We start from the raw sequence: 24,229 nt of genomic DNA, 5'->3' as shown, positions 1-24,229 counted from the left end.
GCGTGGGGGTCAGCGGAGCCGGCCGCACCTCCGGCGTTCACAGAGGGGACACGCACATGACCATCGTCCAGATCGACATCGAGGACCTGCGCGCCAAGAGCGGCGCCGTCGAGGGGTCCATCGGCCGCCTGCAGGCCGAGGTGAACACCATGGAGGCGAGCCTCCGCCAGCTCCAGGACACGTGGCGCGGCCAGGCGTCCAGCAACTTCCAGGGCGTGCTGACCGAGTGGCGCGCCACCCAGCAGCGCGTGGAGGCCTCCCTGGCGTCCATCCGCCAGGCCATGGACGCCGCCGCCCAGCAGTACCAGGACGCAGAGGCGGCGAACGCCTCGATGTTCCGCTTCTGATCCGGGGCCCGTGCCGCGCGCGGCCTAGAGTGGCGGTCATGAGCGTGCTCATCGACCCACCCGTCTGGCCCGCGCACGGCACGGTGTTCTCGCACCTCGTCTCGGACGCCTCCCTCGAGGAGCTGCACGCCTTCGCGCGGACGGCTGGCCTCAGCCCGCGCGCCTTCGACCTGGACCACTACGACGTGCCTGCGCACCGCCACGCGGACCTCGTGGCGGCAGGGGCGGAGGAGGTCAGCGGCGCGGAGCTGGTCCGGCGCCTCGTCCGATCGGGCCTGCGCGTTCCGGCCCGACGCCGGCCGGCGCGGATCGCCCCGGTGCTGCGCCGCCGTTGGGAGCGGCTCTTCGCGGGGGCCGGTGCCCACCCGGACGCGGTGCTCGCGACGGGTCAGGAGCTGCTGACGCGGTGGGCCGAGGAGCACCGCCACTACCACTCCCCCGCGCACCTGCTCGCCGTGCTCGAGGCGCTGGACGAGCTCGACGCCGCTGGTGAGGACCTCGGGGCGGACCCCCGCGCCGTGCGTCTGGCGGCCTGGTTCCACGACGCCGTCTACGCGGCGGACCAGACGGCCGACCCCGGCCAGGACGAGGCGGACTCGGCCGAGCTCGCCCTCCACCTGCTCGGCGATCCGCGGCTGCGGGTGCCCACCGCCCTCGTCGCCGAGGTCGAGCGGCTCGTGCTGCTCACCGTGGACCACCGCCCAGCCCCGGGCGACCCCGCCGGGGCTGCTCTGAGCGACGCGGACCTCGCGGTGCTCGGCAGCTCCCCCCAGGGGTATGACGGCTACGTCGAGGCCGTGCGCGCGGACTTCGCGCACGTCGCTGACGCGCACTGGCGCACCGGGAGGGCTGCCGTCCTCCAGCACCTGCTCTCCGCCGAGCACCTCTACGCCACCGCCACCGGCCGCGCCCGCTGGGAGCAGCCGGCGCGTCTGAACCTGCGCCGCGAGCTGGAGGCCCTGCGCTCCTGAGCCGACACGGCGAGGCCCGCCTCCCCGGATCGGGAAGACGGGCCTCGCGTGCTGGGCGCCCGGGAGGACCGGGCGGGCTCAGCGGGTGGTCACATCATGCCGCCCATGCCGCCCATCGGGTCCATGCCCTCGGCACCGCCGGCCGGGTTCTTCTCCGGCTTGTCGGCCACGACGGCCTCGGTGGTGAGGAACAGGCCCGCGATGGACGCGGCGTTCTGCAGGGCGGAGCGGGTCACCTTGACCGGGTCGTTGATGCCCGCGGCCAGCAGGTCCTCGTACTCGCCGGTGGCGGCGTTCAGGCCGTGGCCGGCCTCGAGGGTCTTGACCTTGTCCGCCACGACGCCCGGCTCCATGCCCGCGTTGAAGGCGATCTGCTTCAGCGGGGCCTCGATGGCGACCTTGACGATGTTCGCGCCGGTGGCCTCGTCGCCCTCGAGCTGCAGGCCCTCGAACGCCTTCGCGCCGGCCTGGATCAGGGCCACGCCGCCGCCTGCGACGATGCCCTCCTCCACGGCCGCCTTGGCGTTGCGCACGGCGTCCTCGATGCGGTGCTTGCGCTCCTTGAGCTCCACCTCGGTGGCCGCGCCGGCCTTGATGACGGCCACGCCGCCGGCCAGCTTGGCGAGGCGCTCCTGGAGCTTCTCGCGGTCGTAGTCCGAGTCGGTGTTCTCGATCTCGGCGCGGATCTGGGCCACGCGGCCGGCGATCTGCTCGGCGTCGCCGGCACCCTCCACGATGGTGGTCTCGTCCTTGGTGATGACCACCTTGCGGGCGGTGCCCAGCAGGTCGAGGGTGGCGTTCTCCAGGGAGAGGCCGACCTCGGAGGAGATGACCTGGCCGCCGGTGAGGATGGCGATGTCGGCGAGCATGGCCTTGCGGCGGTCGCCGAAGCCCGGAGCCTTCACGGCCACGGACTTGAAGGTGCCGCGGATCTTGTTGACCACCAGCGTGGCCAGGGCCTCGCCGTCGACGTCCTCGGCGATGATCAGCAGCGGCTTGCCGGACTGCATGACCTTCTCGAGGATCGCCACCATGTCCTTCACGGTGGAGATCTTGGAGTTCACGATGAGGATGTAGGGATCCTCGAGGACGGCCTCCTGGCGGTCCGTGTCCGTGACGAAGTAGCCGGAGATGTAGCCCTTGTCGAACCGCATGCCCTCGGTGAGCTCGAGCTCGAGGCCGAAGGTGTTGGACTCCTCGACGGTGATGACGCCCTCCTTGCCGACCTTGTCCAGCGCCTCGGCGATGAGGGCGCCGATCTGCGGGTCGGCGGCGGAGATGGACGCGGTGGCGGCGATCTGCTCCTTGGTCTCGATCTCGCGGGACGCGGAGAGCAGCTCGGCGGTGACGGCCTCGACGGCCTTCTCGATGCCGCGCCTCAGGGAGAGCGGATCGGCGCCGGCGGCCACGTTGCGCAGGCCCTCGCGCACGAGCGCCTGGGCGAGCACGGTGGCGGTGGTGGTGCCGTCGCCGGCGACGTCGTCGGTCTTCTTGGCGACCTCCTTGACGAGCTCCGCGCCGATCTTCTCGTAGGGGTCCTCGAGCTCGATCTCCTTGGCGATGGACACGCCGTCGTTGGTGATGGTGGGGGCGCCCCACTTCTTCTCGAGCACCACGTTGCGGCCGCGGGGGCCGAGCGTCACCTTCACGGCGTCCGCGAGGGTGTTCAGACCCTTCTCCAGACCGCGGCGGGCCTCTTCGTCGAATGCGATGGTCTTGGCCATGAGTGCATGTCCTTTCTGGACGTCACGTTCCTTGCTGGTGGCTGACCCGCACCGATGCCCGCGACGGACGGCCCGGAACGGGGCCTCACCGATGGACAGGTCCTCCTCCACGGGGGTGCCGGCCGGGGTACGACTGGCAGTCCCACCTTCGGAGTGCTAACCCCATTATGAGCACTCTCCCCGGGAGAGTGCAAAAGGCTGGGGCGTCGTTCGCCCGCATCCGCACCGGGCGGACGACACGAGGACGGCGCGCGGGTCCGGATGCACGCGACCCCCGTGGGCGCCGTCCCCTCAGGGGGTGGCGCCCACGGGGGTCGCACAGCGTCGGCGGACGCGCCGCCGACGGGGTCAGCCGGTGACGACGACGGCGACGCCGTCGACCTGCAGGTTCGGGCTCTGGACGACGGGGAGGCCCAGCTCGCGGCCGACGGCCTCGGCGGCGGCCTTGTCCCCGGAGCGGTTGTACATCACGGTGGAGGCGCCCACGCGGGGGCCGCTCCAGTTCTGGGCGGACACCGACGTGAAGCCGGCGTTCTTGAGCTCCTGCGCGTTGCGGGCGGCCAGGCGGTTGATGCGGGTTGCGTTGTACACCGTCACACGGGTGCTCTTCGCCGCTGCGGCGGCACGGGAGGCCTCGGCCTTGCGGGACGCCTCGGCGGCCTGCGAGCGCGACGCCGAGGCAGCCTGCGAGCGGGAGGCCTCGGCAGCCTGGGAGCGCGATGCCTCGGCAGCCTGGGAGCGCGATGCCTCGGCGGCGCGGGCGGCCTCGGCCGACGCGGCGGCGGAGCGGGAGGCCTCCGCGTCACGGGACGCCTGGGCGGCGGACTCCTGCGCGGCACGGGAGGACTCGGCGGCCTGCGCGGCGGAGGAGGACTCGGCGGCCTGCGCGGCACGGGAGGACTCGGCGGCCTGCGCGGCAGCGGAGGACTGTTCGGCGGCGCGGGAGGCCTCCGCGTCACGGGACGCCTGGGCGGCGGACTCCTGCGCGGCACGGGAGGACTCGGCGGCCGGAGCGGGCCCGGTGCTCGACGCGTCCGTGGTCGCGGAGGGCGGGGCAGGCTCGGTCGAGGACGCGGCGGCCTCGGAGGAGGAGGCCGGGGCCTCGGTCGTGCTGTTCGTGGGCGCCGAGGAGGACGAGGAGTCCGCCGCGCCGGCCGTCGGGCGGTCGTCCCCGCCGGTGAGCCACGGCAGGATCACACCCAGGAACAGGCCCGCGAGCAGCACGAGCCCGGCGAGCAGCAGCAGCGGGCGGAGAGCGCCCCCGCCTGCGCCGCCGGACGCGGCGGTGGCGCCGGCGGCGGCCGGTGCGAAGGACGCGCGGTGCGCGCCGCGCTGGTCGGTGTACTCGGGGACGTCGTCGAAGCGGTCGGGCCGGTATGCCATCGGTCAGTTCTCCTGGCGGGGGGAAGCGGGAGCGGTGGACGAGGGAGTCACGGGCCTCCTGATCGCCCGTCGCCGGGTGCCGCGCGTGCGCAGCAGGCGACGGACGAGGAGGGGGCGGTAGGCCAGGGCGGCCTCGCGATCCAGCAGTCCGTTCAACACCTGATAGTAGGCGGTCGGCGCCAGTCCGAGGCGCTCCCGGATCGCGTGGTCCTTCGCGCCGGTGTGCCGCCAGGTCGCGGCCTCGAGGTCGAGGACGGCCCGTTCCTGCTCCGTGAGACCGCCGAGGGGCGCGCGGGAGGCGCGCGCGGCGGCGTCGTCGGGGCGGAGATCCGGCTGAGGCATGACGGCCACTGTAGTGACCGTCGCGGCCGTCGGCGCGCGGATACGCTCGGAGCATGGATCTCCTCGCACCCCTGGACCCCGGATGGGAGAGGGCGCTGGCCTCGCAGTCGGACGCCTTCGAGCACGTCGGCGCCGCCCTGCGCGCGCGCCGCGACGCCGGCGAGCACGTCCTGCCCGCACCGGAGGACATCCTCCGAGCCTTCCGCCAGCCCTTCGACGACGTGCGCGTGCTGGTGCTGGGCCAGGACCCCTACCCGACGCCGGGCCACCCGATCGGGATGTGCTTCGCGGTGGACCGCCGTGTGCGTCCGCTGCCGCGCTCCCTGGCCAACATCTACCGGGAGCTCCACGACGACGTCGGCGTCACGCCGCCCGAGCACGGCGACCTGACCGCCTGGACGAACCAGGGGGTGCTCCTGCTCAACCGCGTCCTCACGGTGCGCGCGGGCGCGTCGGCGAGCCACCGCGGGATGGGCTGGGAGCAGATCACCGAGGCCGCCGTGCGGGCGCTGGCGGGGCGCGGCACCCCCCTCGTGGGCCTGCTGTGGGGCGCCGATGCCCGGCGCATGGCTCCGGTGCTGCGCGAGGCGGGGTGCGGCGTCGTGGAGTCCCCGCACCCCTCCCCCCTGAGCGCGCAGCGGGGCTTCTTCGGCTCGCGGCCGTTCAGCCGGGTCAACGCCCTCCTCGCCGAGGCGGGCGCGGAGCCGGTGGACTGGCACCTCCCGGCCTGAGTCGGTCCCGCCCGCCCCGACGACGCCGGGCGGGTCCCGTCAGCGCAGGCGCGGCGGCAGCGCGCGGGGCGAGGAGTCCCGCAGGCGGTCCGTGACGGGCTTGGCCACCGTGTTGCCCAGGGCCACGCCGGCGGCGATCGCGGCGACGATGACGATCGCGTCGACGATCCCGACGATCCCGAGCATCTCCGACTGGGACTCCACGGTGAATCCGTAGAGGGAGCGGAAGATGGTCAGGCCGGGGAGCAGGAAGAGCACGCTGGGCAGCGCGACCACGAGGGCGGGAGCACCGATCCGCTCCGCCACGATCCGCGCCGTGAAGCCGATCGCGGCCGCCGCGATCGCCGGGGCGAGCCGACCGCTCGTGCCCGCCGCGGTGACCGCCGTGAAGACGAGGTAGCCCACCGCGGAGACCGCCCCGCTCGCGAGGATGGCGCGACTGCGGTTCTGCTCCACCACCGCGTCGGACATGGACGCCACCGCCACGAGGGCCAGCAGGAGCAGGAACGGGTGGCTCTCCTGCGAGGTCTCGGCGAGGTCCAGCGGCGGCAGCCCGACCATCTCCGCCACCCCCACCGCGAGCATGATCCCTCCCATGATCCCCGCGTAGACGAGCAGGGCGGAGATGAAGCGGCCGGCGGCCGTGACGGGGAACCCGTTGATCGCGTCCTGGGTGGCCGTCACGAACCGCACCGTCGGCAGGAGCATCATGATGCCGCCCGCGGTCACCACGGCGGGGTTGACGGGCACCCGGAGGGCGAACGCCACCAGGGCGATGACCGTGGCGAGGAAGGCGGCGAACATGGCGGAGAAGATCTCGGGGAAGCGGGCCCTGTCCGCCTGGACCTTGAGCCAGAACACCAGCCACGTGGAGACCATGCCCAGCAGAGCGCCCTCCCAGGAGCCGCCGATGAACGGGACGAAGCAGCCCGCGAACACGCCCGCGAACAGGACCTCGAAGAAGGGCGGGAACGGCTTGGGCCGGTGGCGGATCTCCACGAGACGGCGCTGCGCCTCGGAGCGCTCGACCTTCCCCTCGGAGATCTGCTCCACGAGCCGGTGGACGGCCACGAGGCCGTCGAAGTGCGTGGACGAGGAGCGCACCACGCGCTGCAGCGTGTACGGCACCTCGCCGCGGGAGGAGTCGGGCGCGTAGTTGAGGGAGATGGCCTGGTTGGTCAGGTCCACCTCGGTCTCCTGGATGCCGTAGGCCTGGGTCACCACGATGATCGAGGTCTCCACGTCCAGCGAGGTGGCCCCGAAGCTGAACATCGTCTCCCCCAGCTTGAGGGCGAAGTCCAGGGTGGTCCGCGCCTCGACGGAATGGTGCTCGACGTCCCTGCGCTGCTGGAGGGTGGAGCGCATCCTGCGCCCGTACGGCGAGCTCTGCAGACGCTCCACCATGGCGAGGGTCTGCGTGGGCAGGGCCTCCTCGAACACGGCGCGGTCCTGGCGCCCCCGCCGCCCTCGGCGCCGGCCCTTCTTCTCCGGCGGGCCGTGCGGAACCACCGGGTCCGGGACGGTGACGTCCGGTTCGGGGATCACGGCCGGCGCGGGCAGGGCGCCGTCGGCGTCCGCCGGGGAGAGCACCGAGGTGGGCACCTGCTCCGAGAGCGGCGGCTCGGTCAGGGGCGAGTCGGCGGCCGGGGTGGGAGTGGCGTCCTCCGCCCCGTCCGCCTGGACGACGCCCTGGTCCGGGTGCAGGCCGGGGTCTGCCGCGAGCCCGGTCTCGTTGACGGCGTCCTCGTCCAGCAGCAGCGGGTCCAGGTCCACCGCCGAGTCCGGGCTGAGCATCACCGGGGGCGCCGGCCGCCCGGGGGACTCCGCGGCGGCCGCGGGGCGGATCACGGGGATCAGGGTGGGCTCCGCGGCGGGCTCGGGGATGCGCGGGTCGAAGCGCTCCGCCTCCTGGGGGCCGTCCGGGTCCACGCCGTCCACCGTGTCCTTCCTGCGCTCTGCGCCTGGCTGCTCCTCGATCGCGGCTGGTCGCCGGTGACATCCAATCACGCCGGACGCACCTTCGGGCACGCAGAAGGGCCCTCCCGAAGGAGGGCCCCGCTGCGGTGGATCTTACTGGACTCGAACCAGCGACCTCTCGCGTGTGAAGCGAACGCTCTAACCAACTGAGCTAAAGATCCGCGCGCGTCCCGTTCCGCCGTGGCGGACCGGACAACTCGCAGAACTCTACCGGATCCCCCCGGCGGGGGCAAGTCCGCGCGACGGCGGGAGGGCCGGCCGGCCCTCCTGCCGCTCGCCTCACTTCGCGGAGAGCGCGAGGTCGTCGAGGCTGAAGGCCGTCCAGGCGGACGAGTCCTCCACGCCCCGGAACTGCAGGGTCACCGTCCTGCCCGCGAAGCGGGAGACGTCCACGGTGTGCTGCACCCAGCCGCGACCCTTCTCCACGTTGGAGTGGGTCTTGAGGGTGTACGTGCCGTATGCGCCGTCGCGGACCTGCACGGACAGCTTGTCGTACGCGGTGGACGAGCTGGTCTCGGCCGAGTCGACGCGCACCCAGTAGGACAGCGTCGTGGTCGTGCCGGCGGGCACGGCCACGGTCTGCGAGAGGGTCGCGGTGTTCGCGTAGCCGAGGTTGTTGAGCACGCCGTGGTAGATCCCCGAGTGCGGGGAGACGGACTCGTACCGCGACCGGCCGGTGCCGCTCCAGCCGGTGGCCCCCGACTCGAAGCCCGGGTTCACCAGCAGGTTGCCGGAGGGTGCGGGGGCCGGCTCCACGGGAGCAGTCGGGTCGGTCGGCGCCGTCCCGCCGACGGCGGCGACGGCCGCGGTGGCGTCGGCCAGGCCGGCGCCGCAGCCCTCGGAGCAGGTCACGGGCATGGCGCGGGCGGTCGACTTCAGGGTGGACTCGACCTGTGCCGGGGTCAGGCCGGGCTGCTTCGTGAGCATGAGCGCGGTCAGGCCCGCCACGTGCGGGGTGGCCATCGAGGTGCCGTTGTAGGAGGCGTAGCCCGCGCCGGACGGCCGGGTGGTGCCCGTGTTGACCGTGGAGATGATGGAGCTGCCCGGCGCCGTCACGTCCACGGCGCTGCCGTAGTTGGAGAAGGAGGAGCGGCGGCCGGAGGAGTCGGACGCGGCCACGGTGATGGTGTTCTGGCAGTTGGCGGGGCGGGCGTTGGCGGCAGGCTGGTTCTCGTTGCCGGCGGCCACGACGACGGGCACCCCGCGACCCACGGCCGCGTTGATGGCGTTCTGGTAGGTGGTCCCGCAGGTGCCGGAGCCGCCGAGGGACATGTTGATCACGTCGGCCGGGGTGGCGTTCAGGGGGGCGCCGGGCACGGAGCCGCCCGCGGACCACACGATCGCATCGGCGATGTCGGCGAGCGAGCCGCCGCACTTGCCCAGCACGCGCACCGGCTGGATCTTCGCGTTCGGGGCCACGCCCACGACGCCCACCGTGTTCGCCGCGGCCGCCACGGTGCCGGCCACGTGCGTGCCGTGCCAGGAGGAGTTCGACGGGTTGGGATCGCCGCACTCGCCGGCGAGGTACCAGTCGCCCTCGTCGGCGGGGTTGGCGTCACGGCCGTTGCCGTCACGCGAGGAGGTGGTGTTGGAGATGAAGTCGTAGCCGGCCACCACGTTGGCGTTGAGATCCGCATGGGAGGTGATGCCGGTGTCGATCACGGCGACGATCGAGCCGGTGCCCGTGGTGCTGTCCCACGCCCCCGGCACGCGCATGCCGTTCACCCCGGTGAAGCCCCACTGCTGCCCGTAGGACGGATCGGCGGGGGTGAGGCCGCTCGCGGTCATGATGGCGTTCGGCTCCACGGCCTCCACCAGGCTCGAGGCCTTCAGGTCCGCCATGAACGCGGCGGACGCGGAGGGGCTGAGCTTCTCGTCCGTGGCGATCACGTGGGAGCCGAGCGCGGTCTCGCGCAGCTCCTTCACGGACACGCCCGCCTCCTTCGCCGCCTTGCCCCACGCGAGGGCCCTGCCCTTCGGGCCGGAGACGGACGCGGTCTCCTTGTAGGTGACGATGAAGGAGTCGTAGCCGTCCGCGTTCGGGTCCGCGGCGGTGGACGCGGCCGTGCGCGCCGGGGCGGAGGCCGCGGGGCGTGAGGCGTCGGGGGCGGCATCGACGGCGACGGCCGGCGAGGCGCCGAGGGCGCTGCCGGCCACGACGGCGGCGGCGAGCAGGGCGCCGAGACGACGCGTGCGGGAGGGGGGAGAGGGCGTCATCGTGCTGCTCCAAGAGGGGACGGGCCACCGCCTGCGGTGGAGTCCGAGGGATCGGGCACCGGGGGTGACGAGGCTCACATTAGGGCACGACGCGCGGAGTTGACCAGCACGGATGCAGAGGTCGTCGCGAGCCCCCTACCGGATTCGAACCGGTGACCCTCTGTTTACAAGGCAGATGCTCTGGCCAGCTGAGCTAAGGGGGCGGGCAGGGGGCCGGGTCCGCGCGGGCGCGGCACCGACCCCCTGAAGGATACCGGGATCAGCCCTCGATCTTGGCGGACGCCCAGTCGCCGAAGGAGTCCTCGGCGCCGTCGATGGCCCAGTTCTTGCCGTCCATGAGGACGGTCGGCGTGCCGCCGACGCCGGCGGCCTTGGCCTTGGCGGTCGCGTACGCCACGGCGGGCCGGTAGGCGTCGTCCTTCACGCAGGAGGAGATGTCCGCGCCGAGCTCCTCGGCGCGGTCCACGAGCTCGTCGTCGGAGATGCCCTTGCCCCCGTGCTGCTGGTAGGCCGCGAACAGACCCTCGACGAAGGCGTTGTAGGCCTCGGGCTTCTGCTCGGCCACGCAGTACGCGGCGTTCGCGGCGCGCGCCGAGTAGTTCTGGTTGCCCGGGGTGCTGAGGAAGTCGACGATCCGGTACTCGACGGTCGCCTTGCCCTCGTCGAGCCACGTGTTCAGCTGCTCGGCGTTGCTCTTCTCGAACTCGGCGCAGTGCACGCAGTTGAAGTCGGCGTACACCACCACGTGGTGGGGCTCCCCGTCCGCGGGCGCCTCGGCGCCCGGGACGCTCTCCGGCTGGCCGCCGGCGCCCTCGGGGACCTGCACGTCGGCGGCCTTGACCTCGCCGACGTCCTCCCCGCCGTCGGCGAGCGCGGTGGTGGAGGTGAGGGCCACGCCGCCCTCGGTGTTCGCGACGGCGGGCAGGGGCCCGGCCTCGGCGGCGGCGTCGCGGCCCTGGTTCGCCACGAGCGCCACCACGAGGGCGGCCGCGAGCGCGGCGGCGAGTACGGCGCCCCAGATCCAGAGGGAGCGGCGGCGGCGGTCCCTGCGCTGCTGCTCCTCCTGCATGCGGCGGGCGCGCGCTCGGGCGTCGGTCGACGGCGTCGAGGCTCTGCTGCTGGCCAAGGGTCCTCCTGGGGTCGAAGTGTGCGTCCCGGTGCGCTCCGGGCGGCGGGCGCGGGCACCTGCCGGGGCCGGGCTCGCGATGCGCGAGGTGAGCATATCCGCCCAGTCTGGGAGGATCGGCGGCATGGCCCCCCCGGAGACGAACGCCCCCTCCCCCGCCGACCGCCTGACCGTCACCGGCGCCCCGTCCGGCGACGCGACCGAGGACCCCGCGACGGCCCTGCTCGCGCTGCCGTGGTCCACGCCGCTCGAGGAGTGGCCGGAGGACGTCCTCGCCGCCCTGCCACGCGGCATCTCGCGGCACGTGGTGCGCTTCGCCCACGTGGGCGGGAGCATCGTGGCCGTCAAGGAGACCACGGAGGAGCTCGCCTTCCGCGAATATCGGCTGCTGCGCCGCCTCGCGGACCGCCCGCCGCCCTCGGTGGAGCCCGTCGCGGTCGTCACCGGACGCACCCGCGACCACGGCACGCCCCTGCCCGCGGCACTGGTCACCCGGCACCTGCGCTTCTCCCTGCCCTACCGCGCCGTGTTCTCCGAGCGGCTGCAGCGGCCGACCCTCGTGCGGCTCATGGAGGCGCTGGCGACCCTGCTGGTGGAGCTGCACCTGGAGGGGTTCTTCTGGGGCGACGTCTCGCTCTCCAACGTGCTGTTCCGCCGGGACGCGGGCGGATTCGCGGCGCACCTGGTGGACGCGGAGACCGGCGAGCTGCGGGAACGGCTCTCCACGGGCCAGCGCGCGCACGATCTCGAAGTGGCCCGCGTGAACGTGGGCGGTGAGCTGCTGGACCTGCTGGCCAGCGGGCTCGCCGACCCGGACGTGGACCCCGCGGCCACCCCCGACCTCATGGTGGACTCGTACCGCCGGCTGTGGGAGGAGCTGACCGCTCCGGTCGCCTTCCCCCGTGCCGAGCCGTGGCGCATGGACCGCCGATTCCGCCGCCTCGGCGAGCTCGGCTTCGAGGTGGAGGAGTACTCCCTGCGGGCGGCGGAGGCCCCCGGCATGATGACGGCCCGGCCCACGGAGGTCCTCGCAGGGTTCCACCGGCGCCGCCTCGAGCGGCTCACGGGCCTGCACGTGCAGGAGAACCAGGCCCGACGCCTGCTCGTGGACATCGACGCGGCCCGGCGGGCCTGGGACCCGTACCTGGACATGGAGGGGGCCGCCCACCGCTGGGTCGTGGAGGTCTTCGATCCCGTGGTGCACTCCGTCCCACTCGAGCTGCGCGCCAAGCTCGAGCCTGCCGAGATCATGCACCAGCTTCTCGAGCACCGCTGGTACCTCTCCGAGGCGCGCGGCGCGGCCGTGCCCCTCCAGGAGGCCGTGGACTCCTACGTGGACACGATCCTGCGCGCCCGCAGGGACGAGGACGCGCTCGCCCTGCACCCCACCACCACGATGCTGCGGGCCGTGCCCGACCCGGAGCCCGGCGCGGGCTGAGCCGGCTCAGCGCCGCAGCAGCAGGAAGCCCGGCGCGGCCACCTCCACCGGCGCGGCGGCGGGCGCCTCCGCGTCCGCGGCGAGCGGGCCGGCGTCGGTGTGGCCGGCGAGCACGTGCGCGCCCCGCAGGTCTTCCGGGACGGTGAGCGGGAGGTCGCCGAGGGCGGCGAGGAGCACGACGTCGCCGCACGCCGCCTGCTCGGCCCGTCCGCGCTCGAGGCGCACGTGCCGTCGCTCGGGGTCCACCCACGCGCGGGTGAGCGAGCGCCGCGGCTCCGTGAGTGCCGGCAGGGTGCGGCGCAGCCCGATGAGGCGGCGGTACGTCTCCTGCACGCGGGCCCCGCGGCCCTGCCCCGGCTCGGCCCAGTCGAGCACCGCGGAGTCGCGGGTGACCCGGTCCTGGGGGTCGGGCACGTCGGCCGGGTCCCAGCCGTGCGCGGCGAACTCGCGACGCCTGCCCTGGCGCACCGCCTCGCCCAGCTCCTCGTCCGGGAACGAGGTGAAGAACGCCCACGGTGTGCTCGCCGCGAACTCCTCGCCCATGAAGAGCAGGGGCACGTTCGGGCCGGTGAGCAGGAGGGCCGCCTCCGCGGCCAGCGACCCCTCGCTCAGAGTCGCCCCGGTGCGGTCCCCGGCGGCGCGGTTGCCCACCTGGTCGTGGTTCTGGATGCTCACGATGAACGCCTCGTTCGGCACGTCCGCCGGAACGGGACGCCCGTGGTCCCGTCCGCGGAACGTCGAGCGGGTGCCGTCGTGGAAGTACGCCCGCTCCATCACCTTGGCCACCGCCTCCAGGGGCGCGAAGTCCGCGTAGTAGCCGCCCGTCTCGCCCGTCGTCGCGACGTGCAGGGCGTGATGGACGTCGTCGTTCCACGCGGCGGCCAGCCCCAGCCCGCCGGCGGAGCGCGGGAGCACGAGCCGGGGGTCGTTGAGGTCGGACTCCGCCATGAGCGGCACGGGGCGGCCCGCGCGGGCCGCGGCCTCGTCCGCGAGCGCGGCCATCTCCTCGAGGAGGTGCACGGCGCGGGTGTCCCGCAGGGCATGCACGGCGTCCAGGCGCAGCCCGTCCACGTGGAACTCCTCGATCCACATGCGCACGTTGTCCAGGATGTGGCGGCGCACCTCGTCCGAGTCCGGACCGTCCAGGTTGACGCCCTCGCCCCAGCCGGTGTCCCCCGCGGTGAGGTACGGGCCGAAGGCCCCGAGGTAGTTCCCGGCGGGGCCGAGGTGGTTGTAGACCACGTCCTGCACCACGCCGAGCCCCGCGGCGTGCGCGGCGTCCACGAAGCGCCGGTACGCCTGAGGACCGCCGTAGGACTCGTCCACCGCGAACCACGCGACGCCGTCGTAGCCCCAGTTGCGGGGGCCGTTGAAGGAGTTCACGGGCAGCAGCTCGAGATGGGTCACGCCCAGCTCGACGAGATGGGGAAGCCGCTCGATCGCGGCCTCGAGCGTCCCCTCCGCCGTGAAGGTCCCCACGTGCAGCTCGTACAGCACCGCGCCGCGCAGCCCCCCGCCCTGCGGGGCGGCCGGATCCGCGAGCACGCCGGCCGGCCCGCGCCAGTCCGCGTCCGTCCACGCGAAGTCCGCGCCCTCGACGTCGCGGCGGGAGGGCCCGTGCACCGTGTCCGGCTGGCGGCGCGAGCGCGGATCCGGCACGGGGTCGCCGCCGTCCACGCGGTAGCCGTAGCCGGGGTCGGCGGGGGCCGGGGTGCCGAGCACGGTCGCCGGGTCCTGCGACGGCGTCCACCACCCGCCGGCCGCGCGGTCCATGGCCACCGCGCGGGCGCCCGCCCAGCGGTCCTGCGCGTCGTGCCGCGACCCGGGCACGGCGTCCACGAGCACGAGTTCGACGGTCTGCGCGTGCGGAGCCCAGACCGCGTAGGGGGTGCGCCGCGCCTGGGCCGCGGCCTCCGGCTCCGCACCGGTGGGGTCCACCGGATCGACCCCGATGCGGCGCAGGCCGAGGCCCGCATCCGGCACGGGGGCGGCGACGACGTCCGCGGCGGCCTGCGGCGCGCGGGAGGGGGCGGTGTCGGGGGCGGTGTGGTCGCGCATGGCGGGTCTCCTGGGGTGGACGGCTCGGTCAGGCGGCGGGCACGAGCAGCGCCACCGGGAGGTCGTGCAGCAGCTCGGCGAGCCGCACGGCGCCCCGCTCGTCCGGTTGGACGCGGCGGCCCGTCACGGCGTCCTCCCACGCCCCGGCGGGGACGGTCACGGTGGTCTCCCCCCAGCCGCCGCGCTCGGTGAGCGTGGCGGGCCAGCGGGTGGCCACGGCGAGGGCGCCGCCGCGGCTGAAGGCCACGGCGTGCTCGGCGGCCGGACCGGAGACGTCCAGCGGGCGGTATCCCGTGAACAGCTCCGGTCGGTCGCGGCGGGTGCGCAGCGCCGCGGCGACCACGGCGAGCTTGGCCGCGTCGGGGTCCTGGCGCGTGGGGCGCCACCCCGTGTCGAGGCGGTCGAGGAGGGCGGCGCGGGCCGCGAAGTCCACCGGGCGGCGGTTGTCCGGGTCCACGAGCGAGGGGAACGGGAGCTCGGTGCCCTGGTAGACGTCCGGGACGCCCGGCGCCGTGAGCTGCACGAGCTTGTGGCCCAGCTGCACCGCGAGCCCGGCCTCGGAGATCCGGTCCGCCACCGCCTGCACGAGGCCGCGCGCGGGGCCGTCCGCCGCCGTGACGGCGTGGGCCAGCTCCGCGAGGCGGGCCTCGTAGTCGGCATCCTGGTCCGTCCACGTGGTGTGGACGGCAGCCTCGCGCGCCGCCTTCTGGAGGAAGCCGAGCACGCGCTCGGCGTCCGGCGCGGTGCCGTCCGTGGGCCACACGCCCACGATGGACTCCCACACCAGGCGCGCGGCGTCCGGCTCCCCCAACGGGTGGAGGGCGCACAGCTGCGTCAGATCGGCCGCCCAGCGCTCGGGGTCCTCGGCCAGCACGGCGATGCGGGCGCGCACGTCCTCGCTGCGCTTCGTGTCATGCGTGGTGAGTGTGGTCATGGAGGAGGGCCAGGACGCCTGCCGTGCCTGCTGCGCGGCGTGGAACCCGCTCAGGGTGAGGGCGACGTGCGCGGGATCCCCGCCCACCTCGTTGAGGTTGGCCCACCGGGCATACCGGTAGAAGGAGCGGTCCTCCACGCCCTTGGCCATCACCATGCCGGAGGTCTGCTGGAAGCGTCGGGCCACCGGGGACTCCGGGTCCGAGAGCACCGCGAAGAGGTCCGCGAGCACGGGTGCGAGCTCCGGTCGCTCCACGGCGGCCGCCTCGACGGCCGCCTCGAGGTGGCCCTGTCCCACGGGGAGGTAGGTGCGGTACACGGGCAGCTGGGCGAGCACCTCCGCCAGGCCCGCGGTGAGGGCTTCGTCGTCGTGGGCGCCGAGGACGCCGGCCGCGCGGGCCTCCCGCACGAGGCGCCCGGTCTCGGCCGCGAGCGAGCCGGTGGCCACGTCCTCCTTGGCCTCGGCGATCAGCTCGTGCCATTCCGCCCGGCGGGCCGCGTCCTCCTCGGGCGTCCCCCCAGCAGCACGGGGCATGAACACGCGCTCGACCTCGCCCAGGGCGTCGTAGCCGGTGGTCCCGTCCGCGTCCCAGGCCGCAGGCAGGAGCTCGCCGGGCTCCAGGATCTTCTCCACGACGAGCCAGCCCTGCGGCAGCACGCGTCGACGCAGGAGGCGGAGGTAGCCGGCCGGGTCCGCCAAGCCGTCCGGATGGTCCACGCGCAGCCCCGAGACGAGCCCCTCGCGCACCCATCGGGCGATCTCCGCGTGGGTGGCGTCGAAGACCTCCGGGTCCTCGACGCGGACGCCCGCGAGGGTGGTCACGGTGAAGAAGCGCCGGTAGTTCAGCTCGGCGTCCCCGCGGCGCCAGCCGATGAGGCGGTAGTGCTGCAGCTCGTGCACGGCGTGGGCCAGGCGGGCGCGCTCGGGGGTCGGATCGTCCTCGGGGCGGGCGCCGGCGAACACCTCAGCGGCGCCCAGGCCGGTGGCGGCCTCGGCATGCTCGAGCGAGCCGGGGGCCAGCGGATAGGCGGTGTCCCAGTGCAGGAGCCGGCCGGCGTCCGGCCCCTCGCCCGGGACCACCACGAGGCGCTCGATCGCGGCGTCGTCCCCGCGATCGCCTCCCTCAGGACCGTCCTCCAGGACGGGAATGAGCACACGGCCGTCCCCGGCCCCCCAGTCCACGTCGAACCACGCGGCGTGCTGCGCTTCCCGGCCGTGCGCCAGCAGGTCCCACCACGCCGGGTTCGCCTCGGGCGTGGCCACTCCCACGTGGTTGGGGACGATGTCCACGAGGACCTTCATCCCCACCTCGTGCGCGGCGCGCGCCACCTCGGCGAGGCCCTCGGCGCCTCCGCGGGCGGGGTCCACGCGGCTGGGGTCCACGACGTCGTAGCCGTGGTCCGAGCCCGGCTCCGCGGCGAGCAGCGGGGAGAGGTAGAGCCAGTCCACCCCGAGCCGGTGCAGGTACGGCACGAGCTCGGCCACGGAGGGCAACGGGAGGTCCGGGCTGACCTGGAGCCGATAGGTGGACGCGGGCACGGGACGCTCAGCGGGGATCACTCCGCCGACGCTAACAGAGGCTCCGGACGCGGCAGGAGGACCGGACGTCGCCGCCCGCGCCGAGGGGGCTCAGCGCCCCCCGGGCACGTCGTCGAAGATGTCCTCCCCCACCAGGGGCTCCCCCGTGGGCTCGAGGAGCACCAGCTCGTCCTCCAGCACCGTGCCGTCCGCGGTGGTGAGGTCGGCCGTGAAGCCGCTGCCGGACTGCCGGATGCCCTCCACGGCCGTGTAGCCGTACTTCCGCACGAGGTTCTCCCGGAGGGCGGCGAGCCCGCTGAGGTGCAGCCAGACGCCGAGCCCCAGCAGCAGCCCCGTCACCGCGAGGAATCCCATGCCCACGCGGCGCTGCGTGCGGGTGTCCCGCAGCAGCCGCACGTCCTGGTTGCGCCCCGTCGACGCCGCGAACCGGCGGTGCCGGTGCGCGCGCCACGCCCCCGCGACCACGAGGGCGACGCCCGCCACGGCCGCGACCGCGGCCGTCCAGTAGAGGATCCAGGGCGTCCAGAGGTCCACACGCGAGAAGTCCATGGCTCCATTGTGGGCCATGTCACATCGAGTGCTCGTGCCGCGGACGCGGATTCACCCGCTCCGCCCCGGAGGGCGGGGTCAGGGCAGGTTCTCGCCGCGCGCGGCGGTCCAGAGCCGATGCCACTGCGCCGCATCCATCGCGGCGGCCACCTCGGGCGCTGCGGCGCACGCCGCAAGTCGGGCGGGGTCCTGGCTTCCCACCACGGGGCGCACGCCCCACGGCAGCTTGAGCAGCCAGGCGAGGACCACGGCCTCCCGCCCCGCGCCCAGCTCCTGCGCCACCTTCGCCACGACGGCTGCCGGCCCGCCCGCCGAGGCCAGTGCAGCGGCCTCGGCGGGGTCGGTGGGCACCGAGCCGTCCGAGCCCGGGGTGAAGCGGCCCTGGCCGAGCGGACCCCAGGCCTGAAGCTCGATCCCCTCCTCGGCGCACACCCGCCCCAGGTCCGCCGCGCCGGCGGTGGCCGGGGCCGCGCCGTGATTGGCGAGGACCTCGGCCTCCACGAGGGTGCGGTGGTGCAGGCCCAGCTCGAGCTGCGCGCAGGCCAGGCCCGTGCCGTCTGCGGCGAGGCGGCCGAGGGCGCGCTGGAACGACAGGAGGCGACCGGTGCCGAGGTTGGACACCCCGAGCCGGCGCACCAGCCCGGCCTCCCGCGCGTCGAGGAACGCCCGCACCGTGTCCTCCACGGGAGTGAGCACGTCCGGGCGGTGGATGATCAGCGTCTCCACCGCGCCCGCGCCCAGGCGGCTCAGCGAGCCTTCGAGGGCGCGGCGCACGTGCGCCGGAGAGGAGTCGTAGCGCGTGGCGCCGCCTCCCGCGGGGTCCTGCCCGGGGAGCACGATCCCGGCCTTCGTCTGCACACGCAGGCGCCCCCGCTCGGCCGGGTCCAGCTCGGCCAGCAGGGCCCCCGTCGTCGACTCGGAGAGGCCGCCGCCGTAGATGTCCGCGGTGTCCAGCACCGTGATGCCGGCCTCGAGGCCAGCGCGCAGCGCGCCGCGCGCCCGCGCCAGGGCGACGTCGGCGCCGGCGCCGGGGCCTGCGCTGTGGGGACCCTCGCCGTCGTCGACGGGGACGCCCCATCCCATGGTGCCCAGGATCAGCGGGGACGCGGCGGCGTGCTCGGCTGTGCTCATGCCCTCAGCGTCTCATGGGGCCCTGTGGTGAGATGGGCGCATGAAGCTCGCCACGTTCCGCCAGCCCGACTCCGACGCCGCCTACCCCGGGGACACCTTCGCCGCCGTCATCACCTCGGTGCACCCGGATGACCCCGAGGTCGCGGTGCGCGCCGTGGCCCTCCCCGGCTGCCGCGACGTCGGCGAGCACCTGACCTCGACGCCGCAGGAGCAGAAGGAGCGCGTGGAGCAGGCACTGCGCGCCGCCAAGGAGGACCACTCCCTCCTGCTGGACACCACGCAGCTGGTGTACGACACGCTCATCCCGTTCCCCACGAAGGTGATCTGCGTGGGGCTGAACTACACGGACCACATCGCGGAGACGGGCCAGGAGCGCCCCGAGCATCCCACGCTGTTCGCGAAGTTCGCGCAGTCGCTCACGGGCGCGCTGGACCCGATCGAGGTCCCCGAGGAGGACCACCGCGTGGACTACGAGGGCGAGCTGTGCATCGTGATCGGCGAGCCCGGGCGGCGCATCGCGGTCGAGGACGCGCGCGCGCACATCGCCGGGTTCGCCGTGGCCGACGACGTCTCGATGCGCGGCTTCCAGGGCCGCACCTCCGAGTGGCTCCAGGGGAAGGTCTGGGAGGCCTCCACCCCCGTGGGCCCGTGGCTCGTCACCCCGGACGAGCTGTCCAAGGGCGCCCGCATCCTGACCCACGTGAACGGGGAGGTGCGGCAGGAGAGCCACGTGGCCGACGTCGTGTTCTCCCCCGAGCAGCTCGTGGCCTACGCCTCGCAGCTGATCACGCTGAACCCGGGCGACCTCATCCTCACCGGCACCCCGGCCGGCGTCGCGCTGGCCCGCAAGGACGAGGAGGGCCGCCGCCCGTGGCTGCGCGCCGGCGACGTCGTGGAGGTGGAGATCACCGGGCTGGGCCGGCAGCGCAACGAGCTCTGCTGATCCGCGCAGACGGCGACGAGCCCTGCGTCGTCGCGCCTGTCCGCGGCGGACAGGCGCGACGACACAGGGCTCGTCTGGAGCTGAGGGGCCTCAGCGCTTGCCGGGCGCCTTCACGTCCACCCAGGTGAGGCGGTGGTCGGAGGTGGGGAACGGATACTCGCCGGTCAGCTCGGAGCCGGGCTGGCCCTTCTCGGGCCAGAAGACGCCGGCGCCGCGCAGCGGGAGGTTCTTGGACGGCAGCGCCAGGTCCACGCGGAGGTTGCCCGGGGCCGGGCTGTCGTTGAAGTCGGCCGTGTCGAGGCTCGGGTCGCCCTCGTGCGTCAGATTGGCGCCGCCCTGCAGCACGGACGCCTCGGCGCCGCCCGCGGAGGTGGGCTTCGGGTCGCGGATGCGGGAGTGCAAGAGAAGCTGGTCGATCGCGCCGTCCCACGAGTCGCCGTCCACCGGGTCGGCGTTGTAGTCGCCCAGGATGACGAAGCGCTCGCCACGGTCCAGGCCGCCGTGCACGCCGGCGTCGTCGTAGAGGTACTCGGCGGTCTTGCCGCCGGTGACGTAGTCGGCCCACAGGCGGATCTCGTCGTGGTTGCGGCGCTTGTTGCGCATCTCCGGGCCGTCGAAGGACGGCGGGGTGGGGTGCGCGGCGAGGAGGTGCAGCGTCGTGGTGCCGACCTGCACGGGCACGTCCCAGTGGGACTTCGAGGACAGGCGCAGCTGCTCCTGCTCCTCGGGGCTGTAGAAGTCGGTGGGCATGACGTTGCCCGGCATGTCCTGCCAGCGGAAGTCCTGGAAGGTGCGGATCTTGCCCTCGAGGATGGGGTGCTGAGAGTAGACGACCATGCCGTACTGGCCCGGGAACAGGCCGAAGCCCCACGCGTCGTCCGGGCCGCCGACCGTGCCGTCGTTGTTCAGGTCCAGGCCCGAGGGGACGCCCGTGTTCACGGGAGCGGTGTAGCGGTACGCGTACTCGATGGGCTCGTGGCCGTTCCGGCCCACGGAGAGGTAGTTCTCCTGGAACAGGCGGGCGCCCTCACCGGCGGCGTCGAAGTCGAACTCGTTGACCAGCAGGATCTCGGGGCGCGTGGTCTGCACGACCTCGGCGATGTTCTGGGCCTGCGCGTTGTCCGGCGTGGAGAGGTCGCGGACCAGCTGGCCCTCGGCGCCGCGGTTCAGGGACGCGTTGTACGTGGCGATGCGCACGTCGTGCTTGGTGCGGGCCTCGACGGCCTTCGCCGGTCCGGCCTCGACGGCGTCGCGGGCCTTGGCGTGCGGGGCGGGAGCCGCGCCGGAGGCGACGGCGCCGGTCACCGCGAGCGCGCCGACGGCGATCGCGGCACTGAGGGTGCGGAGGGGACGCATGGGGAGACTCCTTCGGGAGGGGACGACGACGGCGGCCACGGTACGGCGCGCAGACGCCGGGCCGGTGGCGCGGCGGTGAACAGTCGGTGCGGGGCGGGACCACCTGAGAGACGAGCCCTGCGCTGTGGGGCCCATCGGCGCCGGACGTGGACGACGACGCAGGGCTCGTTCCCTCCTCCCGTGATGGGATGGTCCCATGAGCCCGACGTCCGTGGACCCCGCCCTCCCCCGGTTCCCGCATCTCCCGTCGACCGTCGGGATCCTGGGGGCCGGCCGCGCCGGCACCGCGCTCGCCCGCGCCCTCGCGCGCATCCCCCGGCTCCATCCCTGGATCGCCGCGCCTGACGTCGTCATGGCCGCCACGCGCCGGCCCGCGGCGGTGCAGCGCCACCTCGGCATCTACGCCCCGGAGGCGGTGGCGGTCGCCCCGGAGGACCTCGCTCAGGCGGAGCTGACCGTGGTCGCCGTGCCGCGCGAGGCCCTCGACGACGTCGACCCCGCCTGGTTCGCCGGGCCCGCCACCCGGGCGGTGGTGGACATGACCAACACCTGGGAGGCCGAGCCCCTGCCGGACTGGATGGACCCGCACGACGGCGACCCACGACTCGGCACGGAGCGCCTCGCCGCGCGCTGGGCGGCGGCCGGGCTCACGGCGCCCCTGGTCCGCGCGTTCTCCGAGATCTCGCACCACGACCTGGGCGTCGCAGGCCGCACCGAGGCACCGCGCTGGGCGCTCGCCATCGGCACGGAGCGGCACACCGACGGCGGGGGGCATGCCCTCCCCGGCGGACGGGAGCGGCTGCGCGCCCGGGACACGGTGATCGACCTCGTCCACGCGATGGGCTTCGACGGGGTCGTGTACCAGGGGTTCGAGGAGGGAGTCCGGCTCGAGCCCGGCGGCCCCGCGTTCGGCTCAGGCGGAGACCTCGAGGAGCTGTCCCGCCGCATGAGCTCTTCTCCGGAGTGGCCGGATGCGCGACCGGACGCGTGGCCGCGGGAATGACGCCGACGCCGCCCGCGCCTGTGCGTAGGCTGTCATCGACTGATCACCCGGACCCCGAGAGGACCGCCATGACCCGGCCGACGCCCGACGCTCCGCTCTCCTCCCCGCGCTGCTCGGGCCCGCACCGCACCGCCTCTCGCGCGGCCGCCCTGGCCCTGGCTGCCGCCGCGGTGGCCGGTGCGGGGACTCCCGCCCTGACGGCGGGGGCCGTCGCCGGGACGTCCGCGGCCGCGGCCCTCGCCCTCGCGCCTGCCGCGAGCGCCGTCCCGGCCGAGCAGGTGGACCTCGCGGACACCGCGGGGATCCTCGACCGGAACCAGCTGCTGCGCGACCTCGCGGAGATCGAGTTCCGCGAGCCCACGCGCGTCGCCGTCTTCACCGAGCGCGGCCCGGACATCCGGGACCTCGACGAGGACCGCCGGTCCCAGGCCTTCAACGGGCGCGTCCTCGACCACGCCCGCACGCAGCGGCCCGACTGGCTGAGCGCGGACGGGCAGAAGTGGGCGGACGGGCTCGTGATCGTCGCCGTGGACCCGGACAACCGGATGCTCGGCGTGTACCAGGGCGAGGACCGCAGGCTCAGCACGGACACACAGGCGGCCGTCCGCGACGACGGCAAGGACGCGGCCCGCGACGCGCGGTGGACGGACGCCGTCGTGGACATCGTGGACTCGGCGGCCTCCCACATCGGGCGGCCGCTGCACGAGGAGCCGGGCCTGTGGTTCGGCGCGGGCGGCGTCGCGGTCGGAGGGGCGGCCGCGGCCGCGGCGGTGATCGCCACCCGGCGATCCCAGCGCCGGAAGGCCGAGGCCGACCTCGACGCGGCCCGCACCCACCTCACCAGCGTGACGATGGACTGGGACGCCACGGAGGTGAACGCCTCCACCGTGCCGACCGACGACCCGTTCGGCGCGCGCCTGATGGAGCGGTTCCGGGGCTTCCACCAGTCCACCCTCGACGCGACGCGGCGGCTCGAGGACCTCGACGCCGTGCCGCCGGGCCGCCGTCACGCGAAGTCCTTCAGGAAGGACGCCGACAGCCTGCGCGACGACGTCGCGGAGCTCGACCGCCTCGACGACGCGATCGCCGATGCGAACACGTTCCTCAACCGCCTCCCCGGCTGGGAGGACGCCTGGGACCGCCAGGCCGGGCCCCTGCGCTCGGACCTGGACCACGTCGGCGACCTGCGCGAGCACCTCGACGGGGTCGCGGGCGCGGCGGCCCCGCTGGGCGCACTCGAGTCCTTCCGCACCGAGGCCCTGGGCGAGCTCGAGTCGACCGGTGCCGGCCTGAGCGAGCGGAGGGTCACCCCGCAGGCGGCGCTCGAGTCGCTCGACCGCCTCCGCCGCCGGCTCACCGACCTCCTGGAGCAGGTCGCCCAGGCCGTCTCGCTCGCCCAGGACGACTCGGACGACACCCGGCTCATGGAGGAGGGGCTGGACGAACATCGCCGTCGTCCGCGGGACGCGCGCGGCTCGATCCTCGACGCCGGCGACGGCTGGCGGACGTACTGGACGATCACCTCGTTCGACGCCGGCTACCGCGCCGGCGTCTCCTCCGTGGAGTCGTCCCACCAGAGCTCGACGGGCTCGGGCACCGGCTACGGCTCCTCCGGCGGCTCGTTCTCGGGCTCCGGTTCGTCGGGCAGCTTCTGAGCGGGGCGCCGGCGCCTGCTCCGCCGGGCCTGGCCTGCCTCAGGCGCGGGCGCCGACGTCGTCGCCCTCAGGGACCCACTCCAGCAGATCTCCCGGCTGGCACTGCAGGACCTCGCACATCCGATCGAGGGTGGTCAACCGCACCGCCTTGGCCCGCCCGTTCTTCAGCACCGCCACGTTGGCCGGCGTGATGCCCACCCGCTCGGCGAACTCCCCCACGGACATCTTGCGGCGGGCCAGTTCGACGTCGATCCTCACCACGATGGGCATCAGATCACCTCGTCCATCTCGGTGCGCAGCCGCGTGGCGCGCACCAGGAGGGCCCGCATCACGAGCATGAGCAGCGCCATGGCCAGGCCCGTGGCGACACCGGCGAACAGCAGGAGGAGCCACAGCGGCGGGCCGGCGACGGTGGCGGACTGATAGGTGAGCGTGGCCGCGCACACGAGAGCGCCGCCGAGGAAGGAGCCCACGATGGCGTTCACCCATGGCAGCGCGCGGGAGGTGAAGATGCGGTCCGACCGGGTCAGGGCCAACAGGCGGATGGTGCACACGATCCCGCCCTGGACGCACGCCAGGCCGAGGATCGCGAGAACGGTGATGGGCCAGCGCATGTGGGCCTCGGCGGGGAGCTCTCGGGCCATCTCCGCGCCCAGGGCCGGCAGGCCGATCACCTGCAGGAGGAGGATGAGCACCCCGGCGACCGCGAGCAGCGCCTGGAGCACCCAGGTGGTGAGGCGATGTGTCATGACCCGAGTTTCGACCGGATCCTATCGACAGTCAATACCTTTCCGCCGCGCCCCTC

At 74.3% G+C, this 24,229-nt stretch carries 20 protein-coding genes and 2 tRNA genes; 7 read left to right on the top strand and 15 right to left on the bottom strand.

Annotation, left to right across the window (positions count from 1 at the left end):
- Nucleotides 1–56 precede the first annotated feature (56 nt).
- Both LG274_RS10350 and LG274_RS10345 read left to right on the top strand, forming a co-directional pair.
- On the top strand, nt 57–347 hold the full coding sequence (locus LG274_RS10350; protein WP_248115349.1) for a WXG100 family type VII secretion target: 291 nt from the start codon (nt 57–59) through the stop codon (nt 345–347).
- Between the two features lie 38 nt (nt 348–385).
- The gene (locus tag LG274_RS10345) at nt 386–1,318 is read left to right on the top strand and encodes a DUF4031 domain-containing protein (RefSeq protein WP_298713900.1); all 933 of its coding nucleotides are present in this window, start codon (nt 386–388) and stop codon (nt 1,316–1,318) included.
- A gap of 89 nt (nt 1,319–1,407) precedes the next feature.
- Here LG274_RS10345 and groL read toward each other — a convergent pair whose 3' ends face one another.
- From groL to LG274_RS10330, 3 genes are all read right to left on the bottom strand, one after another.
- Nucleotides 1,408–3,042: a chaperonin GroEL gene (gene groL, locus LG274_RS10340; RefSeq protein WP_298713897.1), complete on the bottom strand. Its 1,635-nt coding sequence runs from the start codon at nt 3,040–3,042 to the stop codon at nt 1,408–1,410.
- Nucleotides 3,043–3,390: 348 nt separating this feature from the next.
- A complete protein-coding gene (locus LG274_RS10335) occupies nt 3,391–4,425 on the bottom strand; it encodes a LytR C-terminal domain-containing protein (RefSeq protein ID WP_404464328.1) in 1,035 nt (344 codons plus the stop codon).
- Between the two features lie 3 nt (nt 4,426–4,428).
- Entirely contained in the window at nt 4,429–4,767 is a 339-nt protein-coding gene (locus LG274_RS10330) for a DUF3263 domain-containing protein (protein WP_248115345.1), read from the bottom strand.
- Nucleotides 4,768–4,820: 53 nt separating this feature from the next.
- Here LG274_RS10330 and LG274_RS10325 point away from each other — a divergent pair, with 53 nt between their 5' ends.
- Nucleotides 4,821–5,498 carry a uracil-DNA glycosylase gene (locus LG274_RS10325; RefSeq protein WP_404464325.1) on the top strand — a complete coding sequence of 226 codons (678 nt, stop codon included), beginning with the start codon at nt 4,821–4,823 and terminating at the stop codon, nt 5,496–5,498.
- A 39-nt stretch (nt 5,499–5,537) separates the two neighbouring features.
- Here the strand turns inward: LG274_RS10325 and LG274_RS10320 are convergent, their stop codons facing one another.
- The 5 genes from LG274_RS10320 to LG274_RS10300 all read right to left on the bottom strand — a co-directional run bounded on the left by LG274_RS10320 (nt 5,538) and on the right by LG274_RS10300 (nt 10,818).
- Nucleotides 5,538–7,436 carry a threonine/serine exporter ThrE family protein gene (locus tag LG274_RS10320; protein WP_298713889.1) on the bottom strand — a complete coding sequence of 633 codons (1,899 nt, stop codon included), beginning with the start codon at nt 7,434–7,436 and terminating at the stop codon, nt 5,538–5,540.
- 126 nt (nt 7,437–7,562) lie between these two features.
- Nucleotides 7,563–7,636: transfer RNA gene (locus tag LG274_RS10315), tRNA-Val, on the bottom strand.
- Nucleotides 7,637–7,754: 118 nt separating this feature from the next.
- The gene (locus LG274_RS10310) at nt 7,755–9,692 is read right to left on the bottom strand and encodes a S8 family serine peptidase (protein ID WP_404464323.1); all 1,938 of its coding nucleotides are present in this window, start codon (nt 9,690–9,692) and stop codon (nt 7,755–7,757) included.
- Between the two features lie 129 nt (nt 9,693–9,821).
- Nucleotides 9,822–9,895, bottom strand: a tRNA-Thr gene (locus tag LG274_RS10305).
- A gap of 56 nt (nt 9,896–9,951) precedes the next feature.
- Nucleotides 9,952–10,818: a thioredoxin domain-containing protein gene (locus LG274_RS10300; RefSeq protein WP_248115342.1), complete on the bottom strand. Its 867-nt coding sequence runs from the start codon at nt 10,816–10,818 to the stop codon at nt 9,952–9,954.
- A 124-nt stretch (nt 10,819–10,942) separates the two neighbouring features.
- Between LG274_RS10300 and LG274_RS10295 the strand changes: the two genes are divergently transcribed.
- Nucleotides 10,943–12,256 (top strand): DUF4032 domain-containing protein, encoded by a 1,314-nt coding sequence (locus tag LG274_RS10295; protein WP_404464320.1) that lies wholly within the window; start codon nt 10,943–10,945, stop codon nt 12,254–12,256.
- Nucleotides 12,257–12,262: 6 nt separating this feature from the next.
- Here LG274_RS10295 and treZ read toward each other — a convergent pair whose 3' ends face one another.
- The 4 genes from treZ to LG274_RS10275 all read right to left on the bottom strand — a co-directional run bounded on the left by treZ (nt 12,263) and on the right by LG274_RS10275 (nt 18,467).
- A complete protein-coding gene (gene treZ / locus LG274_RS10290) occupies nt 12,263–14,314 on the bottom strand; it encodes a malto-oligosyltrehalose trehalohydrolase (RefSeq protein ID WP_404464318.1) in 2,052 nt (683 codons plus the stop codon).
- Between the two features lie 28 nt (nt 14,315–14,342).
- On the bottom strand, nt 14,343–16,808 hold the full coding sequence (treY, locus tag LG274_RS10285) for a malto-oligosyltrehalose synthase (protein ID WP_366371124.1): 2,466 nt from the start codon (nt 16,806–16,808) through the stop codon (nt 14,343–14,345).
- 69 nt (nt 16,809–16,877) lie between these two features.
- On the bottom strand, nt 16,878–17,336 hold the full coding sequence (locus LG274_RS10280; RefSeq protein WP_404464316.1) for a hypothetical protein: 459 nt from the start codon (nt 17,334–17,336) through the stop codon (nt 16,878–16,880).
- A 78-nt stretch (nt 17,337–17,414) separates the two neighbouring features.
- Nucleotides 17,415–18,467, bottom strand: coding sequence for an aldo/keto reductase (locus LG274_RS10275; RefSeq protein ID WP_298713869.1), 1,053 nt, complete (start codon nt 18,465–18,467; stop codon nt 17,415–17,417).
- A gap of 40 nt (nt 18,468–18,507) precedes the next feature.
- Between LG274_RS10275 and LG274_RS10270 the strand changes: the two genes are divergently transcribed.
- Nucleotides 18,508–19,410: a fumarylacetoacetate hydrolase family protein gene (locus tag LG274_RS10270; RefSeq protein WP_404464313.1), complete on the top strand. Its 903-nt coding sequence runs from the start codon at nt 18,508–18,510 to the stop codon at nt 19,408–19,410.
- 90 nt (nt 19,411–19,500) lie between these two features.
- Here the strand turns inward: LG274_RS10270 and LG274_RS10265 are convergent, their stop codons facing one another.
- Nucleotides 19,501–20,766 (bottom strand): endonuclease/exonuclease/phosphatase family protein, encoded by a 1,266-nt coding sequence (locus LG274_RS10265; RefSeq protein WP_404464311.1) that lies wholly within the window; start codon nt 20,764–20,766, stop codon nt 19,501–19,503.
- Between the two features lie 196 nt (nt 20,767–20,962).
- On the opposite strand from LG274_RS10265, the gene LG274_RS10260 reads away from it, so the two are divergent.
- Together LG274_RS10260 and LG274_RS10255 are read left to right on the top strand one after the other, a co-directional pair.
- Entirely contained in the window at nt 20,963–21,769 is an 807-nt protein-coding gene (locus LG274_RS10260; protein ID WP_404464309.1) for an NADPH-dependent F420 reductase, read from the top strand.
- Between the two features lie 68 nt (nt 21,770–21,837).
- Complete coding sequence (locus tag LG274_RS10255) at nt 21,838–23,424, top strand: DUF5129 domain-containing protein (protein WP_404464307.1); 1,587 nt, start codon at nt 21,838–21,840, stop codon at nt 23,422–23,424.
- A 39-nt stretch (nt 23,425–23,463) separates the two neighbouring features.
- Here LG274_RS10255 and LG274_RS10250 read toward each other — a convergent pair whose 3' ends face one another.
- Both LG274_RS10250 and LG274_RS10245 read right to left on the bottom strand, forming a co-directional pair.
- Nucleotides 23,464–23,694 carry a helix-turn-helix transcriptional regulator gene (locus tag LG274_RS10250; RefSeq protein ID WP_248115332.1) on the bottom strand — a complete coding sequence of 77 codons (231 nt, stop codon included), beginning with the start codon at nt 23,692–23,694 and terminating at the stop codon, nt 23,464–23,466.
- The gene (locus LG274_RS10245) at nt 23,694–24,173 is read right to left on the bottom strand and encodes a DUF2975 domain-containing protein (protein WP_404464305.1); all 480 of its coding nucleotides are present in this window, start codon (nt 24,171–24,173) and stop codon (nt 23,694–23,696) included. Before LG274_RS10245 ends, LG274_RS10250 begins: the two co-directional genes overlap by 1 nt.
- Nucleotides 24,174–24,229: the final 56 nt, after the last annotated feature.

The organism is Micrococcus antarcticus, assembly GCF_044872765.1.
Taxonomy (GTDB): Bacteria; Actinomycetota; Actinomycetes; order Actinomycetales; family Micrococcaceae; genus Micrococcus.
This window is presented reverse-complemented; position numbering and strand designations above follow the sequence as displayed.

Excerpts from the sequence above, each read along its gene's own strand:
- LG274_RS10350 (WP_248115349.1), top strand. The coding sequence starts at position 57 with ATGACCATCGTCCAGATCGACATCGAGGACCTGCGCGCCAAGAGCGGC.
- LG274_RS10345 (WP_298713900.1), top strand. The coding sequence starts at position 386 with ATGAGCGTGCTCATCGACCCACCCGTCTGGCCCGCGCACGGCACGGTG.
- groL (WP_298713897.1), bottom strand. The coding sequence starts at position 3,042 with ATGGCCAAGACCATCGCATTCGACGAAGAGGCCCGCCGCGGTCTGGAG.
- LG274_RS10335 (WP_404464328.1), bottom strand. The coding sequence starts at position 4,425 with ATGGCATACCGGCCCGACCGCTTCGACGACGTCCCCGAGTACACCGAC.
- LG274_RS10330 (WP_248115345.1), bottom strand. The coding sequence starts at position 4,767 with ATGCCTCAGCCGGATCTCCGCCCCGACGACGCCGCCGCGCGCGCCTCC.
- LG274_RS10325 (WP_404464325.1), top strand. The coding sequence starts at position 4,821 with ATGGATCTCCTCGCACCCCTGGACCCCGGATGGGAGAGGGCGCTGGCC.
- LG274_RS10310 (WP_404464323.1), bottom strand. The coding sequence starts at position 9,692 with ATGACGCCCTCTCCCCCCTCCCGCACGCGTCGTCTCGGCGCCCTGCTC.
- LG274_RS10295 (WP_404464320.1), top strand. The coding sequence starts at position 10,943 with ATGGCCCCCCCGGAGACGAACGCCCCCTCCCCCGCCGACCGCCTGACC.
- treZ (WP_404464318.1), bottom strand. The coding sequence starts at position 14,314 with ATGCGCGACCACACCGCCCCCGACACCGCCCCCTCCCGCGCGCCGCAG.
- LG274_RS10280 (WP_404464316.1), bottom strand. The coding sequence starts at position 17,336 with ATGGACTTCTCGCGTGTGGACCTCTGGACGCCCTGGATCCTCTACTGG.
- LG274_RS10275 (WP_298713869.1), bottom strand. The coding sequence starts at position 18,467 with ATGAGCACAGCCGAGCACGCCGCCGCGTCCCCGCTGATCCTGGGCACC.
- LG274_RS10270 (WP_404464313.1), top strand. The coding sequence starts at position 18,508 with ATGAAGCTCGCCACGTTCCGCCAGCCCGACTCCGACGCCGCCTACCCC.
- LG274_RS10265 (WP_404464311.1), bottom strand. The coding sequence starts at position 20,766 with ATGCGTCCCCTCCGCACCCTCAGTGCCGCGATCGCCGTCGGCGCGCTC.
- LG274_RS10260 (WP_404464309.1), top strand. The coding sequence starts at position 20,963 with ATGAGCCCGACGTCCGTGGACCCCGCCCTCCCCCGGTTCCCGCATCTC.
- LG274_RS10255 (WP_404464307.1), top strand. The coding sequence starts at position 21,838 with ATGACCCGGCCGACGCCCGACGCTCCGCTCTCCTCCCCGCGCTGCTCG.
- LG274_RS10250 (WP_248115332.1), bottom strand. The coding sequence starts at position 23,694 with ATGCCCATCGTGGTGAGGATCGACGTCGAACTGGCCCGCCGCAAGATG.
- LG274_RS10245 (WP_404464305.1), bottom strand. The coding sequence starts at position 24,173 with ATGACACATCGCCTCACCACCTGGGTGCTCCAGGCGCTGCTCGCGGTC.